A 13,872-nucleotide genomic window follows, 5' to 3' on the forward strand; every position below is an offset into this window, starting at 1 on the left:
GATCGACAAATCTTCCGCATCCTGAGACGGCGGTCAGCTGGTCGAGCGCGCCGCCCGCACGCGACCTCAGCGCCCGATCAGCGCCCGCAGCACCCGCCCGGTGATCCGCCCGTCCGCCAGCCCGAGAGCGACCAGGTCGTCGAACACCCGCTGATCCCGCGCGGCGCCCCGAATCCCCGCGTCGAGAATCCGAGGCGACCCCGACAGCCGGCCCGCGAGCGTCGCATGCCGAAAGTGCACCGCCAGCGGACGCACGAGCTGCTGATACCGCGTACCGGCGCCCGCGCCTCCGGCCGCCTCCCGCCCGGGGCTCCGGAGGTCCTCCGCAGCGGCCTTGCCGGCGTACAAGCCTGTGGCCACCGCGTAGTAGATCCCTTCACCCGTCATCGGGTTGATCAACCCCGCCGCGTCTCCCGCCAGCAACACCCTTCCGCGAGGCGGCCTCCAACTCCACGTCGTCAGCGGCAGGTGATGCGCCTTCCACGACACCCCGTCCCGCGTCGAGTCCGGCAGCAACCGTTCCAGCTTCTCCAGCAGATCCGCCCGCGTCGGATGCGGCCGCCCCGGATGCAACGCCTCGCCGTACCCCACGTTCGACAACCCGTCCCCGCGGTCGAACGACCACGCGTACGACGGCTGCCGCCCCGGCCCGTACACGATCACCTGCCGAGCTTCTCGTCCCGGCCGCGTCGGCGCATAGCCGCGGAGGGCCAGCGCAGCCGGAGCCGGCTCGAGACCGAGCGCTCGTCGTACGACGGACTGCGCACCATCAGCCCCGACCACCACCTTCGCCGCGATCGACTCGTCCAGCAGCACACAGTCCTCGCGCACCTCGATCCCCCGCACCCGGTGGCTGACCAACTGCGCCCCCGCCGCGACCGCCGCCTCGACCAACCGCGCGTCGAACACCTCCCGCGGCACCACCCAGGTCGCCCGCTCCATCTCCCGATCAACCACCAGCCCGTCCCGCTCCAGCGAGAGCCGGCGGACCGGCGTCCAGTCGTCAAGAAGCCCGGTCACGCCCACCGACGCGAGCAGATCGAGCACATGCGGCGCGATCCCGTCCCCGCACGTCTTGTCCCGCGGAAACTCGGACCGATCCAGCAGCAGCACCGACATCCCAGGCTCAGCCGCAAGCGCACCCAACGCGGCCGCCGTACCAGCCGGTCCGGCCCCGACGATCGCCAAGTCCCACACGGGTTTCACCTCCCCCAGCCTAGGCGAGGTCGCGCCGGCACTACCTCGGCGCGGGTGTCAGCCCCAGTGCCCGCTGCTCGGTGCGCTCATAGCGTCGGGAGCACCGGAGTACGGACTGGGACGCTCACGGGCGCAGGTGCTGGCGAACGTCGACCGGATCCAACGGGCAGCGACCCGAGGGCTGATCGTCGGCAAGTACCAGCTGGACGACGGCTGGGTGCCGACGCTGCTGCTGAGCAGCCTGGCTGACGACCGGAAGGTGATCGACTACCTTGCCACCGGCAAGCTTTCGCGCGGCGACACCGGCTGCTAGCGCTCCGGGCGCCGGCGGCTGCGCGGCGTACGGCGAGCAGGCGGCACGCTCGGCGGAGTACGGCGACGTACCGCCCGGCGGTCCGCGTGGGCGGTGCCTTCACCGACCGGTGCGATCGGCCGCGGCTCGTCGAGGTCGATCACCCGCGGGACGTACTCGGGCAGCGGCTCGTCGTACTCCTCGAACTCAGGCTCCTCGACCACCGGCTCGGGCTTCGGAACACGCATCGGAGCCCGGGCCGCCGCCTCCTTGCTCGCCCGCGGCTTCTCCTCCTCCACCGACGCAACAGCAGGCGCGGCCACCGCGACCGGGACCGCCTTCACCGGCCAGCGCGTCTCGACGTCCACCCCGAGCACCCGGACGAGCTTGCCCAGGACAACGATCGTGAACGCGACCGAGAAGACACTGCAGCCGGCGAACAGCACCGCCTGCCAGCCCGCACCCCAGTTCGACGGCTCCGCGCGTCGCATCGCCGCGAGCATCGCGACCACGACGGCGTTGGTCAGCCCGAGCGCGACCGTCGCCAGTACGGTCCAGACCAGCTCGCGCCGTTCCAGACCGACATCGTCGGCCGCGGCAACCAACCCGGCGACCAGCCCGGCCAGCACCGGCACGGTGTAGACCAGTGCCAGCGCCAGACCAGGGCTGGCGACCAGGTAGAACACGTCGAAGACGAGCGCCGTACCGGCCAGGGCGGCGGCGAAGCCCACCACCATCCGCGGATACCACCGCACCACGGCGATCGCATCCTTGGGCAACGTCCACATCAACCGGTAGTACAAGGCCCTCGTTTTCCCAGGCTCGTTCCAGCGTTCACCGCCATTGTGCCCGTCCGCGGGCGCGGTGAACGCCAACCACACGCCTCAGGCGGCCGCCGGGAGCGGACCGAGCTTGGCCCGGAGATCGTCGAGGATGCGCCGCAGGACCCGGGAGACCTGCATCTGGCTGACCCCGATGTCCGCGCCGATCTCGGACTGGGTCCAGCCCTCGACGAAGCGCAGCTGCAGGATCCGGCGTTCGCGCGGCCCGAGATCCTCCAGCACCGGTTGCAGCATGTCGACGGCTTCCAGCTGGTCGATGCTCGCGTCCTCGTCGTCCGGTACGACGTCGGCCAGGGTCAGGTCGGCGTCGGTCTCGGCCGGGCGGTCGAGCGAGAGCACGTTGAAACAACCGCGCGCGGCCAGAGCCTGTTCGACCTCGGACAGCTCGACGTCGAGGTGGTCGGCGATCTCGGCCGGCGTCGGTTCGCGGTTCAGGCGCTGCTCCAGCTCCGGCAGCTTGCCGGAGATGCTGCCCTGCAGCTCCTGCAGCCGGCGCGGGATCCGGACTGTCCACGCACAGTCGCGGAAGTAACGTTTCACCTCACCCCGGATGGTCGGGATGGCGAACCCGATGAACGGGGTGTCGGCGTCCAGCCGGTAGTGGTGCGCGGCCTTCAGCAGGCCGAGCGAAGCGACCTGTTCCAGGTCGTCGGCCTCGGCCCCGCGACCGCGGAACCGGCGGGCGATGCCCTTGGCCATCTCCAGGTTGAGCTCGACGACCTGTTCGAGCAGCCGCTGGCGCTCGAACTCGTCGTTGCTGGCGGCACGGATTTCCAGGAGTTCGTGAGTGGCGGCCTCGCGCGCGGCGCGATCGGCCGCGGTCGAACACTGGGTCGGAACGGTACTGAGGGTGGTGACCATTTCAACGACCTCGCGACAGGAGTCACGGCGTGGCACATCTCTGGACCACAGGTGTTGCCTGGGCAGCCCGTACCCCGATCGCCGCGATGCCATGCACGGCGGACGGCGAAGGCGCGCGCCCCGATTCGGAGCACGCGCCTTCGACGTACAGAACGGACAGGTCAGACCTTCTTGGCGATCCCGCCCATCAGGATCTTCTGGTACGGCAGCAGCTCGTCGACGTCCGGGATGTCGCCGTCCGGGTCGGCCGGGTTCCAGCGCTCGAGGAAGTCCAGGCCCGGGGGCACCAGCGGCATCCCGAGGAAGTGCTGCTCGATCCGCTCCGGGGTCCGGATCCAGCCGTTGCCCAGGCTCTCCAGGCCGGCCTGCTCGATCGCCTTCTGCAGCTCCTCGCCGGTGTCGACGAAGTCGGTGATGAACAGGTAGCTGCCGGGGGCCAGCCGGTCCATGATCGTGCGGACCCACTCGTCGGGCTTCTCGTCGTCGTGGAAGTGCATGTGAATGCCGACGATCATCAGCGCGATCGGGCGGCTGAAGTCCAGGTGGTTCTTGATGTCCTCGTTCTCGAGGATGCCCTGCGGGTCGCGCAGGTCGGCGGTGACCACGATCGTGCTGTCGTTGGTGGCCAGCAGTGCCCGGCCGTGCGCGAGCACGATCGGGTCGACGTCGACGTACACGACCTTGGCGTCGGGGTTGATCTCCTGCGCCGCCTGGTGGGTGTTCTTCTGGGTCGGCAGCCCGCTGCCGATGTCGAGGAACTGGTCGATGCCTGCCTCGCGGACCAGGTACTGCACGCCCCGGACCAGCGCGGCGCGGTTGTCGATCGCGCACCGACCGGCGTCCGGGACGAACTTCAGGTAGGTCGCCGCGCCCTCACGGTCGGCGGCGAAGTTGTCCTTGCCCCCCAGCAACGCGTCGTACACGCGCGCGATGGTGGGAGTGGAGGTGTCGAACGCCGGAGTGGACTCCGGGCCGTCGGGGTTCGCCATCGACGCAGCCTTTGTGTTGGAGGAATCAGTGCCGTCACTGTAGTGCATTTTGATACCAGTCGGACCCTGGATCACCCGGTCCGTGGAAGTTCCCCGGCCCCGATCCGAAAAGCCTGATTTCTCAACTAGGCAAGGGGATCCGGGCCGCGGGCCCGAGGTGTACCGGGACCCGCACGCGAGTACGCCGGACCGGAGGCCCGCCGGAAGTCTGCCCACCTCACGCGCCGATCAATCACTCGACGGCCGGCAGGCGCGGAAGCGGTCCCGGAGGCCCGATTTTCCTCACCCAAAGCGACATCTTCGGGGGCTACGACACGCCTTCGACCACGCTCCGTATTGGACCGGACACGAGGCCCCCCAACGTGTACGATGCAAATGCAAGCCCAAATGCACGTGCATATGCCAAAGACGTACGGAAGGTGCAGCTGATGACTGCTGTCTACAACGGCATGCCCGGCGACGCGATGAGCGAGCTGACCTGGCGCAAGAGCCAGCGGAGTGGCCCCAACGGCAACTGCGTTGAGGTGGCGAAGCTTCCCGGCGGCGGCGTGGCGATGCGCAACTCGCGTCACACCGACGGCCCGGCCCTGGTCTTCACCCAGGCGGAGATCGAGGCGTTCCTCGGCGGCGTCCACGACGGCGAGTTCGACGACCTCGCCTGAGCGGCCCCCCAAGGCGAGAAGCCCCCTCACCGGGCGAGCGGTGAGGGGGCTTCTTCATGTCCGGGGCCGGTTCCCGCGCGGCCGGTACGACGTACGCCGTACGCCGGCCGCGCGCCCGGCCGGGGCCGGGCGTGACAAAAGGCCGTCCCTTGAGGAGGAGGACGGCCTTTTGCCCAGCCGTCCCTTGAGGAGAGAGACGGCCTTTCCATCGAGGCGCTCCGGGAACCATGGAGCGGTGGTGCACCGCCGGCGGACCCGATCACTGGCCCGCGGACGGTCGATCAGGGTGCTGTACTACTAGGGGCCCGCTAGAGAGCCCCCGCGGAGCTACTGGACCGTGAGCGGCCAGAGCTGCTCGCTGCGCGGCAGTTCCGAGGCGCTGCCCGGGCCCGCGGCGTTGTCGACGGTGATGCGCAGACCGGTGAACTTGGGCGTCATCACCCGCTGGTAGCGCGAGGCCCGGTCCGGCTCCGCGACGTACTCGGCGATCAGGTGGTCGCCCAACCAGATGCGCACCATTTTCCGTCCTCCTCGATCGGCGTTCATGGACTCAGGCTCACGATCGGGTCGCCGTCGAGCTGACGGACACCGCGCAGCCATCCTTCGAAGGCCCAGCGCTGCTGCTCGGGGCAGCGCGCCACCAGTTCCTGGATCTCCCGTTCGGTGAGCTCGTCGGGCGCACGCTCACCGGTCTTCGTGGGCCCGTACTCGACGGGCTGTGCGTCGTGGTCACTCATCGACTCGGGTACCCCAACCAGTCATGCCGGCAGCGTGCTGCCGACGGGCCAAAGGTCCGGCCTGCTGGTTCGCGCCGGTGACGGTGGTTGTCACTTGGCGCGAGATCCAGCTCACCTTCTGTGCATGAAGCAATCATGGCGTCGGCACGCTGCGAATGCAAGCGCCCGATGCACGTGCATTCGCACGTTTTGCGTTTGTGACCTTCCGGAGACCCGATTCAGGCTCAGCAGGCGGCGGACAGGCGTGATTTCGCCGTTCCCGGACCCGGGGATTGACGCTAATATGTCCGGACAAAGTGGTCATCAGTCGCGACCTGAGGGGTACTGGGGATGACCCTGGGTAGTTGTTCGGACGCGACCACGACTGATAAGTAAGAACTTCGACAGATCAGCGTCCGGACGTGCGATGATTTGGCTCGGGGTCAGACTGAGGCACAGCTGGGGCGTCGGAGGTGAGTGTGACGGAGTCGGGCGCGCAGAGCGGGCCGACCGCACTTCGCATCATTCTGGGCGCGCACCTGCGCCGGATGCGTGAGGCCGCCGGCATCACCCGCTCCGACGCGGGGTGGGAGATCCGCTCGTCGGAGTCGAAGGTCAGCCGGATGGAGCTCGGCCGGGTCGGCTTCAAGGAGCGCGACGTCGCGGACCTGCTCCGTCTCTACGGACTGGACGACCCCGAAGAGCGTGAGCGGCTGCTGTCTCTCGCGCGCGACGCGAACAACCCGGGCTGGTGGCACCGCTTCGGCGACGTGCTGCCGAGCTGGTTCCACTCCTACCTCGGCCTGGAAGCGTCGGCGCAGCTGATCCGTACTTACGAACTGCAGTTCGTCCCGGGTCTGCTGCAGACGGAGGAGTACGTCCGTGCGGTGGTCCAGCTCGGCCGCGGCCTGATCCCGGCCGACGAGGTCGACCGTCGGGTCTCGCTGCGGATCAACCGGCAGGAAGTGCTGAACCGCGCCGCCGGACCGGTCCGCCTGTGGGCCGTCGTCGACGAGGCCGCGCTGCGCCGCCCGATCGGCGGGGTGAAGGCGATGCGCGACCAGCTGGAGTACCTGATCGAGGCGACCCACATGCCGAACGTGACGCTGCAGGTGATGCCGTTCGAGGCCGGTGGCCACGCGGCGACCGGTGGCGCGTACAGCATCCTGCGGTTCCCCGAGCAGGACCTGCCCGACATCGTCTACATCGAGCACCTGACCAGCGCGCTCTACCTGGACAAGCTCGAGGACCTCGACCAGTACACGGCCACGATGGAGGCCCTCTGCGTCGCGGCCCCGCCACCGAGCCGCACCCGGGACCGGATCGCGACGATCCTGAAGGACTTCTGACTACGCGTTGGCGTCCAGCCAGTCGAGCAACGGTGTCACCGCACGCCAGTCGTCGCGGATCCGCTCGGCCAGCTCAGCGGTGTGGATCACCGGCTCGAAGCCGTACGACTTGTTGACCGCGAGCGACTTGTGCCGCAGCAGCTCGATCCGCGGGTGGTTCGCGTCATACCCGCGCGGGGTGGTCTTCAGCTTCTCGCCGTCGATCGCCCAGCCGGCGGCGGTCAGCTCGTCGAGCAGCTTCTCCAGCTCCTTGCCGCGACGGTCCTCGTCGATCGCGGTCCGGATCCGGCCGAGCCGGTCCGCGGCCGCCTCGTAGAAGCCCGCACCGACCCGGACCCCCGGCGCCGAGACCTGCACGTACCGCCCGGTCGACGGCCCGGTCGGCAGGAACGCCCCCTGATGCGTCTTGTACGGCGTCTTGTCCTTGGCGAACCGCACGTCGCGGTACGGCCGGAAGATCTTCGCCACCCCGAACTCCGCCTCCAGCTCCGCGAGCAACGCGGCCATCGGCACCCGCACCGACTCCTCGTACACGTGCTTGTGCTCGGCCCAGAAGGTCTTGGTGTTGTCCATCTCGAGGTCGTCGTAGAAGTCCAGCGCGGCGACCGGGAACCCGGTGAAGCTCATACCTTCACCTTAGTGTCAGTAGCCTGAACCGATGCTGACGGTTCCCCCGTACGACGTCCTGCGGCAGCGCCGCAGCGAGAAGTGGTCCGGCCTCGCCCCGGGTGTGATCGGCGCGACGGTCGCCGAGCTCGACTTCGAGCTCGCGTCTCCGATCGCGGCGGTGCTGCACGAGGCCGTCGACCGCGGCGACCTCGGCTACGCCCCCGGCGTCTCGCCCCAGCTCCGCGCGGCGTTCACCGGCTTCGCGGACCGGCGGCTTCGGTGGCGGGTCGATCCGGATCAGCTGACGCTCGTGCCCGAGGTGCTGATCGGCCTGATCGAGTTGTGCCGGGTGCTCGCGCCGGGCGGCAAGGTCGGGTTCGCGACGGCCGGGTACCCGCCGTTCCTGCTGCAGCTCCCGGCGGCCGGCTTCGCCGTCCGGCACCTTCAGCTGCGCCCGGACGACTCCTTCGACCTCGACCGGTTGACCGCGGAGCTGCGCGACGGACTGCGGGTGCTGATCCTGGCCAGCCCGCACAACCCGACCGGGCGGGTCCTGCCCCGGGCCGAGCTCGAGCAGATCGCCGAAGTGTGCGCCGAGTACGACGCCTGGGTGCTCGCGGACGAGATCCATGCGCCGCTCGTCCTCCCCGGCGCCGAGTTCGTGCCGTGGCTGGAGGTGTCGGACGCAGCTCGCCGGCACGGGATCGCGTTGACGTCGGCGTCGAAGGCGTTCAACCTGGCCGGGCTCAAGTGCGCGCTGGTGGTGACCGCCTCGGACCGCGCGCAGGACGTCGTCCGCCGGTTGCCGTTCACCGCCGACCAGGTCGGGCTGCTCGGGCTGCTCGCCGCGGAGACCGCGTTCGCCGAGGGCGACGCGTGGCTCGACGCGTTGATCGCGCAGCTCGATCGCAACCGCACGCTGATCGGTGAGCGGCTGCCGGACGGGATCAGCTGGTCGCCGCCGCAGGCGACGTACCTGGGTTGGCTGGACTGTGCGGGGCTCGGCCTGGCGCCGGATCCCGCGGCGTTCTTCCTGCGCGAGGCGAAGGTTGCCCTGGGCGCCGGTTCTGACTACGACCCGGCAGCCCGCGACCGGGTTCGGCTCAACTTCGGGACCGGCGCCGAGCAACTCGGCGAGATCCTCGACCGGATGGCTAGCGCGCTAGCGAGCTGAAGAACGCCCGGATGTCGGCGACCAGGGCGGCCGGTTGTTCGAGGGCGGCGAAGTGGCCGCCGTCGGGGTAGGTGGTCCAGCGGACGATGTTGTCGGTGCGGTCGGCGATCGCGCGCAGCGGGATGAAGTTGTCGTGCGCGAAGTCGGCGAGCGCGGTCGGGGTCCGGGACGGTTCGGTCGGGCGGCCGTGGTGGGCGCGCTCGTAGTAGATCCGGCCGGCTGAGCCCGCCGTACCGGTCAGCCAGTAGAGCATCACCGTGGTCAGCAGATGGTCGCGGCCGATCGGCTGCGACGGGTCCGCCCACTCGTGGAACTTCTCGGCGATCCACGCGAGTTGCCCGACCGGTGAGTCGACCAGCGCATAGGCGAGCGTCTGCGGCCGGGTCGACTGCAGGTCGGCGTACCCCTGCTTCTCCTGCTGCCACGCGCGCATCCGCTGCCAGGACGCGATCGTGCGCGCGCGTTCGGCCGGCTCGAGGTCGGCCAGCTCCTGCTCGGTCGGCTCGGCTGTCGCAGCACCGCCGGGCAGCAGATTGAGATGTACGCCGATCACCTGGTCCGGCCGGATCCGTCCGAGCTCGCGCGAGATCGCCGCACCCCAGTCCCCACCCTGTACGCCGTACCGCCGATGCCCGAGCCGGTCCATCAGCTCCGCGAACGCGCGCGCGATCCGGTTGACCTCCCAGCCCGGCTCGCTGGTCGGCCCGGACAGGCCGAAGCCCGGGATGCTCGGGATCACCAGCTCGAACGCCGGCGCTCCCCCGGCGCCGTGCGCCCGCGGATCGGTCAGCGGCCCGGCGACGTCGACGAACTCCGCGATCGAGCCGGGCCAGCCGTGCGTCAGCAGCAGCGGAATCGCATTGGGCTCGGGCGAAGCGACGCAGGCGAAGTGGATCCGGGTGCCGTCGATCGTGGTGGTGAACTGCGGCCACTCGTTCAGCCGCGCCTCGGCCACCCGCCAGTCGTACTCGTGCCGCCAGTACTCGACGAGCTCGCGCAGATGGTCACGCGGTACGCCGTACGCCCATCCGACGCCGGGCAGTTCGTCGGGCCAGCGGGTCAGGTCGAGCCGCAGCGCGAGGTCGTCGAGCTGCTGCTGCGGGATCGCGAGCCGGAACGGCTCGATCGGCGCCGCGGCGGTCAGGCGTTCACCCGCCGGTCGCGGACCTTCTTCAGGACCAGCGCGAGCACCAGCGCCAGGACGCCGGCCACCAGCATGACGGTCACCAGCGTGACCGAGTTGTCGAGCTTCCCGTCGCAGGCCATCGGGGTGATCCCCCCGGCCGGCGAGAACGCCGATCCGCAGTCGACGCTGCCCACCGAGACCGACCGGAACCCGAGTCCCAGGCCGACCAGCAGCAGCACGACTCCGGCGGTCGCCAGAATCTTGTTCATCGTCGTCACGATCGCGCCGACACCATCTCCCGCGGGCCGGCCAACGGCACGACCCGACTGCCCCGTAACACTTCGTTCACTCCCGACCTCGACCGACACCTTTACGAACTTACGGTCAGCTGTTCGCTGAACCACCCCGACAGAGCCGTCAGCAGCGATTCTTCACACAGTCCTTACTCAGGACAAACCAGCTCGTCACGATGGTCTCAGAGCACGATACGGGCAGTGACAGTGGCATACCAGTGCCAACTTCGCGGTTGCGGTGCAAGCGGTTTCGACACTCCGGTTGCTCGCCTCGGCGGCGCCGGTGCTCTACCGTGTGACGTATGAAGAGTTCTGCAGATGTGCAGTCCGCTGCCGACGCCTGCGCGGTGAAGCTGGTCGACCCCGAGCGGGTCGCGGCCGTCCACGCCAGGATGCCGTCCGAGCAGGACGTCGTCGACACCGCCGACGTGTTCGGGCTGCTCGGCGACCCGCGGCGGCTGAAGCTGCTGGTCGCCCTGCTCGACGGCGAGCTGTGCGTCTGCGACCTCGCCGCGGTCAGCGGCCTGAGCGAATCGGCGACCTCGCACGCGCTGCGACTGCTGCGCGCGCATCGCGTGGTGTCCGTACGGCGGGACGGCCGGATGGCCTTCTACCGGCTCGACGACGCGCACGTCCGGATGCTCGTCGACCTCGCGGTCGCCCACACCGAGCACACCGACGCCATTCACCCGGAGCGTGGCTGATGGGAAAGGAAGCGGTGGACGCCGCACGCCCGGCCGCCGCGGCCGGGCACGGCCATGGGCACGGTCACGGGCACGGCGTCAGCGCTGACGCCGACCGGAAGCTGCTGAGCGGTGCTCTTGCGCTGATCCTCGCGTTCATGGCCGCCGAGGTGGTCGTCGGGTTCGCCGCCGGTTCGCTCGCGCTGATCACCGACGCCGCGCACATGCTCACCGACGCGATCGCCATCGCGCTCGCGCTGCTCGCGATCCGGCTCGCCGCGCGCCCGCCGGTGGGCGGTTTCACGTACGGGTTCAAGCGGGTCGAGATCCTGTCCGCGCAGGCCAACGGGATCACCCTGCTGCTGCTCGCCGTGTTCTTCGTCTACGAGTCGGTGCAGCGGATGATCCACCCGCCGGAGGTCGAGGGCGTGCTCGTCCTGGTCACCGGTGTGGTCGGCATCTTCGTCAACCTCGCCGCGACCTGGCTGATCAGCAGGGCGAACCGGTCCAGCCTGAACGTCGAGGGCGCCTTCCAGCACATCCTCAACGACCTGTTCGCGTTCATCGCGACCGCGGCCGCGGGTCTCGTCGTCCTGCTGACCGGGTTCACCCGCGCCGACTCGATCGCCGCGCTGATCGTCGCGGCGCTGATGCTGAAGGCCGGGATCGAGCTGGTCCGCGCCTCCGGCCGGATCTTCCTCGAGGCAGCCCCGGCCGGTCTCGACCCGGCCGCGCTCGGCCGGGAGCTGTGCAGTGTCGAGGGCGTCGTCGAGATCCACGACCTGCACGTCTGGGAGATCACCTCCGGCGAGCCGGCCGCCTCCGCACACATCCTGGTCCGCGAGGGCCTGGACTGCCACCTGATCCGCGAGCAGGTCGAGAAGCTGCTCGCCGAGCGCCACCACCTCACCCACTCCACGCTCCAGGTCGACCACGCCTCCGGCGACACCCCCGAGCTGCACTGCTCCGACTCCCACGGAATCGTCCACCGCGCCCCCGATGTCGAAAACGGCGCGGCGGCTTCTACCTAGGGTGGAAAGCACCCATCCGAGGAGGAAACATGAGCACCCTGGACCACGAGTTCACCGCCGAGCTGCTGACCAGCGACGCGAAGGGCGGCTGGACGTACGTCGTGATGCCGGGCTCGGCCGAGTTCTTCGGCACCCGCGGCCTGGTCAAGGTCCGCGGCACGATGGACGGGCACCCGTTCGAGAGCGCCTTCATGGCCCTCGGCGACGGCACCCACAAACTCCCGGTCAAGGCCGACGTCCGCAAGGCGATCGGCAAGAGCACCGGGGCCGAGATCACCGTTCACCTCGCGGAACGCCTCTGACCGCTCGACCCCGCTCGACGCCCCTGCGGGGCGGCGAGCGGGGAGGATAGGGCGGGGCGGCCCGAGCCCACGCCCCTCCGAGACGGAGCGATCTCGCCCTCACGCCAGCGACACCAGCTCCAAGTACTCGTCGGTCCACAGGTCCTCCGACGCGTCGGGGAGCAGCAGCACCCGGTCGGGGCGTAGCGCCTCGATCGCGCCCTCGTCGTGGGTGACCATGACGAGGGCACCCGGGTAGCTGCCGACCGCGCCCAGGACCTCGTCGCGGGAGGCCGGGTCGAGGTTGTTGGTGGGCTCGTCGAGCAGCAGCACGTTGGCGCCGGAGTGGACGAGGCCGGCCAGCGCCAGCCGGGTCTTCTCGCCGCCGGACAGGACGTGGGCCGGCTTGTCCGCGTCGTCGCCGCTGAACAGGAACGAGCCGAGCACGTTGCGGACCTCGCCGTCGGTGAGCCGCGGCGCGACCGCCGCCAGGTTCTGGCGGACCGTCCCGGCCAGGTCGAGGGTGTCGTGCTCCTGGGCGAAGTACCCCAGGCGCAACCCGTGACCGTGCACTACCTCACCGCTGTCCGGCGTCTCGCGACCGGCGAGGATCCGGAGCAGCGTCGTCTTACCCGCGCCGTTCAGGCCGAGGATGACGAGGCGACTCCCCCGGTCGACGGCGAGGTCGACACCCTTGAGGACCTCCAGAGCGCCGTACGACTTGGTCAGGCCGACAGCGCTCAGCGGAGTCCGGCCGGACGGCGCCGGGTCGGGCAGCCGGATCCGCGCGACGCGGGCGGCCCGGCGTACCGGCTCGAGGTCGGTGAGCAGCTTGTCCGCGCGCCGCGCCATGTTGCGCGCGGCAACGGCCGTGCTGGCGCCGGCCTGCATCTTCGCCGCCTGGGCGTGCAGGACCGCGGCCTTGCGCTCGGCCGTGTTCCGCTCCCGGGAGCGGCGCCGCTCGTCGGTCTCCAGCTGGGTCAGGTACTTCTTCCAGCCGGTGTTGTGGACGTCGATCGTGCGCCGCTGCGGGTCCAGGTGGAAGACCCGGTTGACCGTTGCCGCGAGCAACTGACGGTCGTGGCTGATCACCACCAGCCCGCCGGCGTAGCCGAGCAGGAACGACCGCAGCCAGACCACGGAGTCCGCGTCGAGGTGGTTGGTCGGCTCGTCGAGCAGCAGCGTGTCGTGCTCGGCGAACAGGATCCGGGCCAGCTCGACCCGGCGCCGCTGCCCGCCGGACAGCTCGCCGATCGGCTGCTCCAGCGCGCGGATCGGCAACCCGACGCCCGCCGCGAGCCGGCCGGCCTCCGCCTCGGCGGCGTACCCGCCCGCGGCCTGGAACTCGGTCTCGGCCCGCGCGTACGCCGCCATCGCGCGCTCCTGCTCGGCGCCGGTCGCCGTGCTCATGGTGGCCTCGGCCTTGCGCAGCCGGGCGACCACGGCGTCCAGCCCGCGGGCGGACAGGATGCGCGCGGTCACGGTGAGGGCGGGGTCGGCGGCCCGCGGGTCCTGCGGCAGGTAGCCGACCGAGCCGGTCGCGGTGATGCTGCCGGCGGCCGGGCGGTCCTCGCCCGCGAGCGCCTTGAGCAGCGTGGTCTTCCCGGCGCCGTTGCGGCCGACCAGGCCGATCTTGTCGCCGGGGCCGATGTGGAAGGACAGGTCCGACAGCAGCAGCTGGGCACCGGCGCGGACGTCGACCGAGTGAACGGTGATCATGAACCTGGTTACTCTCTGTGATGACTACGGGACGCACTTCGGGTACGG

General features: G+C 70.2%; 17 protein-coding genes. 7 read left to right on the forward strand and 10 right to left on the reverse strand.

Annotation, left to right across the window (positions count from 1 at the left end; all coding sequences use genetic code 11):
* Positions 1–66: 66 nt before the first annotated feature.
* Positions 67–1,206, reverse strand: coding sequence for an NAD(P)/FAD-dependent oxidoreductase (locus AB0M01_RS23210; protein WP_363672732.1), 1,140 nt, complete (start codon positions 1,204–1,206; stop codon positions 67–69).
* Between the two features lie 127 nt (positions 1,207–1,333).
* Between AB0M01_RS23210 and AB0M01_RS23215 the strand changes: the two genes are divergently transcribed.
* Entirely contained in the window at positions 1,334–1,510 is a 177-nt protein-coding gene (locus AB0M01_RS23215; RefSeq protein WP_363672734.1) for a hypothetical protein, read from the forward strand.
* Here AB0M01_RS23215 and AB0M01_RS23220 read toward each other — a convergent pair.
* The 3 genes from AB0M01_RS23220 to AB0M01_RS23230 form a co-directional block, all read right to left on the reverse strand.
* Positions 1,507–2,277, reverse strand: coding sequence for a hypothetical protein (locus tag AB0M01_RS23220; RefSeq protein WP_363672736.1), 771 nt, complete (start codon positions 2,275–2,277; stop codon positions 1,507–1,509). The genes AB0M01_RS23215 and AB0M01_RS23220 overlap by 4 nt on opposite strands.
* Positions 2,278–2,373: 96 nt before the next feature.
* Entirely contained in the window at positions 2,374–3,192 is an 819-nt protein-coding gene (locus tag AB0M01_RS23225) for a SigB/SigF/SigG family RNA polymerase sigma factor (RefSeq protein WP_363672738.1), read from the reverse strand.
* 161 nt (positions 3,193–3,353) lie between these two features.
* Positions 3,354–4,181, reverse strand: coding sequence for an SAM-dependent methyltransferase (locus AB0M01_RS23230; protein WP_363672740.1), 828 nt, complete (start codon positions 4,179–4,181; stop codon positions 3,354–3,356).
* A gap of 428 nt (positions 4,182–4,609) precedes the next feature.
* Here AB0M01_RS23230 and AB0M01_RS23235 point away from each other — a divergent pair, with 428 nt between their 5' ends.
* On the forward strand, positions 4,610–4,843 hold the full coding sequence (locus AB0M01_RS23235) for a DUF397 domain-containing protein (protein ID WP_012919558.1): 234 nt from the start codon (positions 4,610–4,612) through the stop codon (positions 4,841–4,843).
* Between the two features lie 327 nt (positions 4,844–5,170).
* Here AB0M01_RS23235 and AB0M01_RS23240 read toward each other — a convergent pair whose 3' ends face one another.
* Positions 5,171–5,362 carry a hypothetical protein gene (locus AB0M01_RS23240; RefSeq protein ID WP_012919557.1) on the reverse strand — a complete coding sequence of 64 codons (192 nt, stop codon included), beginning with the start codon at positions 5,360–5,362 and terminating at the stop codon, positions 5,171–5,173.
* A 23-nt stretch (positions 5,363–5,385) separates the two neighbouring features.
* Entirely contained in the window at positions 5,386–5,580 is a 195-nt protein-coding gene (locus AB0M01_RS23245; protein WP_363672743.1) for a hypothetical protein, read from the reverse strand.
* A gap of 458 nt (positions 5,581–6,038) precedes the next feature.
* Here AB0M01_RS23245 and AB0M01_RS23250 point away from each other — a divergent pair, with 458 nt between their 5' ends.
* Entirely contained in the window at positions 6,039–6,908 is an 870-nt protein-coding gene (locus AB0M01_RS23250) for a helix-turn-helix transcriptional regulator (protein ID WP_363673478.1), read from the forward strand.
* Here the strand turns inward: AB0M01_RS23250 and AB0M01_RS23255 are convergent, their stop codons facing one another.
* Positions 6,909–7,535: a DUF2461 domain-containing protein gene (locus tag AB0M01_RS23255; protein ID WP_363672745.1), complete on the reverse strand. Its 627-nt coding sequence runs from the start codon at positions 7,533–7,535 to the stop codon at positions 6,909–6,911.
* A 31-nt stretch (positions 7,536–7,566) separates the two neighbouring features.
* On the opposite strand from AB0M01_RS23255, the gene AB0M01_RS23260 reads away from it, so the two are divergent.
* On the forward strand, positions 7,567–8,691 hold the full coding sequence (locus AB0M01_RS23260) for an aminotransferase class I/II-fold pyridoxal phosphate-dependent enzyme (RefSeq protein ID WP_363672747.1): 1,125 nt from the start codon (positions 7,567–7,569) through the stop codon (positions 8,689–8,691).
* Here AB0M01_RS23260 and AB0M01_RS23265 read toward each other — a convergent pair.
* Together AB0M01_RS23265 and AB0M01_RS23270 are read right to left on the reverse strand one after the other, a co-directional pair.
* Positions 8,672–9,835 (reverse strand): epoxide hydrolase family protein, encoded by a 1,164-nt coding sequence (locus tag AB0M01_RS23265; RefSeq protein ID WP_363673480.1) that lies wholly within the window; start codon positions 9,833–9,835, stop codon positions 8,672–8,674. The genes AB0M01_RS23260 and AB0M01_RS23265 overlap by 20 nt on opposite strands.
* A complete protein-coding gene (locus tag AB0M01_RS23270; protein ID WP_363672749.1) occupies positions 9,832–10,086 on the reverse strand; it encodes a hypothetical protein in 255 nt (84 codons plus the stop codon). Before AB0M01_RS23270 ends, AB0M01_RS23265 begins: the two co-directional genes overlap by 4 nt.
* Positions 10,087–10,412: 326 nt before the next feature.
* On the opposite strand from AB0M01_RS23270, the gene AB0M01_RS23275 reads away from it, so the two are divergent.
* The 3 genes from AB0M01_RS23275 to AB0M01_RS23285 are packed head-to-tail and all read left to right on the forward strand — an operon-like array spanning position 10,413 to position 12,126.
* Entirely contained in the window at positions 10,413–10,814 is a 402-nt protein-coding gene (locus tag AB0M01_RS23275) for a metalloregulator ArsR/SmtB family transcription factor (protein ID WP_363672751.1), read from the forward strand.
* The gene (locus AB0M01_RS23280; protein WP_363672753.1) at positions 10,814–11,824 is read left to right on the forward strand and encodes a cation diffusion facilitator family transporter; all 1,011 of its coding nucleotides are present in this window, start codon (positions 10,814–10,816) and stop codon (positions 11,822–11,824) included. The genes AB0M01_RS23275 and AB0M01_RS23280 overlap by 1 nt, the downstream gene beginning before the upstream one ends.
* 29 nt (positions 11,825–11,853) lie before the next feature.
* The gene (locus AB0M01_RS23285) at positions 11,854–12,126 is read left to right on the forward strand and encodes a DUF1905 domain-containing protein (protein WP_363672755.1); all 273 of its coding nucleotides are present in this window, start codon (positions 11,854–11,856) and stop codon (positions 12,124–12,126) included.
* Positions 12,127–12,225: 99 nt separating this feature from the next.
* On the opposite strand, the gene AB0M01_RS23290 is transcribed toward AB0M01_RS23285, so the two are convergent.
* Positions 12,226–13,824, reverse strand: a complete 1,599-nt coding sequence (locus tag AB0M01_RS23290) for an ABC-F family ATP-binding cassette domain-containing protein (RefSeq protein WP_363672757.1) — start codon at positions 13,822–13,824, stop codon at positions 12,226–12,228.
* Positions 13,825–13,872 lie beyond the last annotated feature (48 nt).

It is taken from the genome of Kribbella sp. NPDC051770 (genome assembly GCF_040681455.1).
Lineage (GTDB): Bacteria > Actinomycetota > Actinomycetes > Propionibacteriales > Kribbellaceae > Kribbella.

What these genes read in the sequence shown, in the direction of transcription:
- AB0M01_RS23220 (WP_363672736.1), bottom strand. Translation starts at nt 2,277, where the DNA reads ATGTGGACGTTGCCCAAGGATGCGATCGCCGTGGTGCGGTGGTATCCG.
- AB0M01_RS23225 (WP_363672738.1), bottom strand. Translation starts at nt 3,192, where the DNA reads ATGGTCACCACCCTCAGTACCGTTCCGACCCAGTGTTCGACCGCGGCC.
- AB0M01_RS23230 (WP_363672740.1), bottom strand. Translation starts at nt 4,181, where the DNA reads ATGGCGAACCCCGACGGCCCGGAGTCCACTCCGGCGTTCGACACCTCC.
- AB0M01_RS23235 (WP_012919558.1), top strand. Translation starts at nt 4,610, where the DNA reads ATGACTGCTGTCTACAACGGCATGCCCGGCGACGCGATGAGCGAGCTG.
- AB0M01_RS23240 (WP_012919557.1), bottom strand. Translation starts at nt 5,362, where the DNA reads ATGGTGCGCATCTGGTTGGGCGACCACCTGATCGCCGAGTACGTCGCG.
- AB0M01_RS23245 (WP_363672743.1), bottom strand. Translation starts at nt 5,580, where the DNA reads ATGAGTGACCACGACGCACAGCCCGTCGAGTACGGGCCCACGAAGACC.
- AB0M01_RS23255 (WP_363672745.1), bottom strand. Translation starts at nt 7,535, where the DNA reads ATGAGCTTCACCGGGTTCCCGGTCGCCGCGCTGGACTTCTACGACGAC.
- AB0M01_RS23260 (WP_363672747.1), top strand. Translation starts at nt 7,567, where the DNA reads ATGCTGACGGTTCCCCCGTACGACGTCCTGCGGCAGCGCCGCAGCGAG.
- AB0M01_RS23270 (WP_363672749.1), bottom strand. Translation starts at nt 10,086, where the DNA reads ATGAACAAGATTCTGGCGACCGCCGGAGTCGTGCTGCTGCTGGTCGGC.
- AB0M01_RS23275 (WP_363672751.1), top strand. Translation starts at nt 10,413, where the DNA reads ATGAAGAGTTCTGCAGATGTGCAGTCCGCTGCCGACGCCTGCGCGGTG.
- AB0M01_RS23280 (WP_363672753.1), top strand. Translation starts at nt 10,814, where the DNA reads ATGGGAAAGGAAGCGGTGGACGCCGCACGCCCGGCCGCCGCGGCCGGG.
- AB0M01_RS23285 (WP_363672755.1), top strand. Translation starts at nt 11,854, where the DNA reads ATGAGCACCCTGGACCACGAGTTCACCGCCGAGCTGCTGACCAGCGAC.
- AB0M01_RS23290 (WP_363672757.1), bottom strand. Translation starts at nt 13,824, where the DNA reads ATGATCACCGTTCACTCGGTCGACGTCCGCGCCGGTGCCCAGCTGCTG.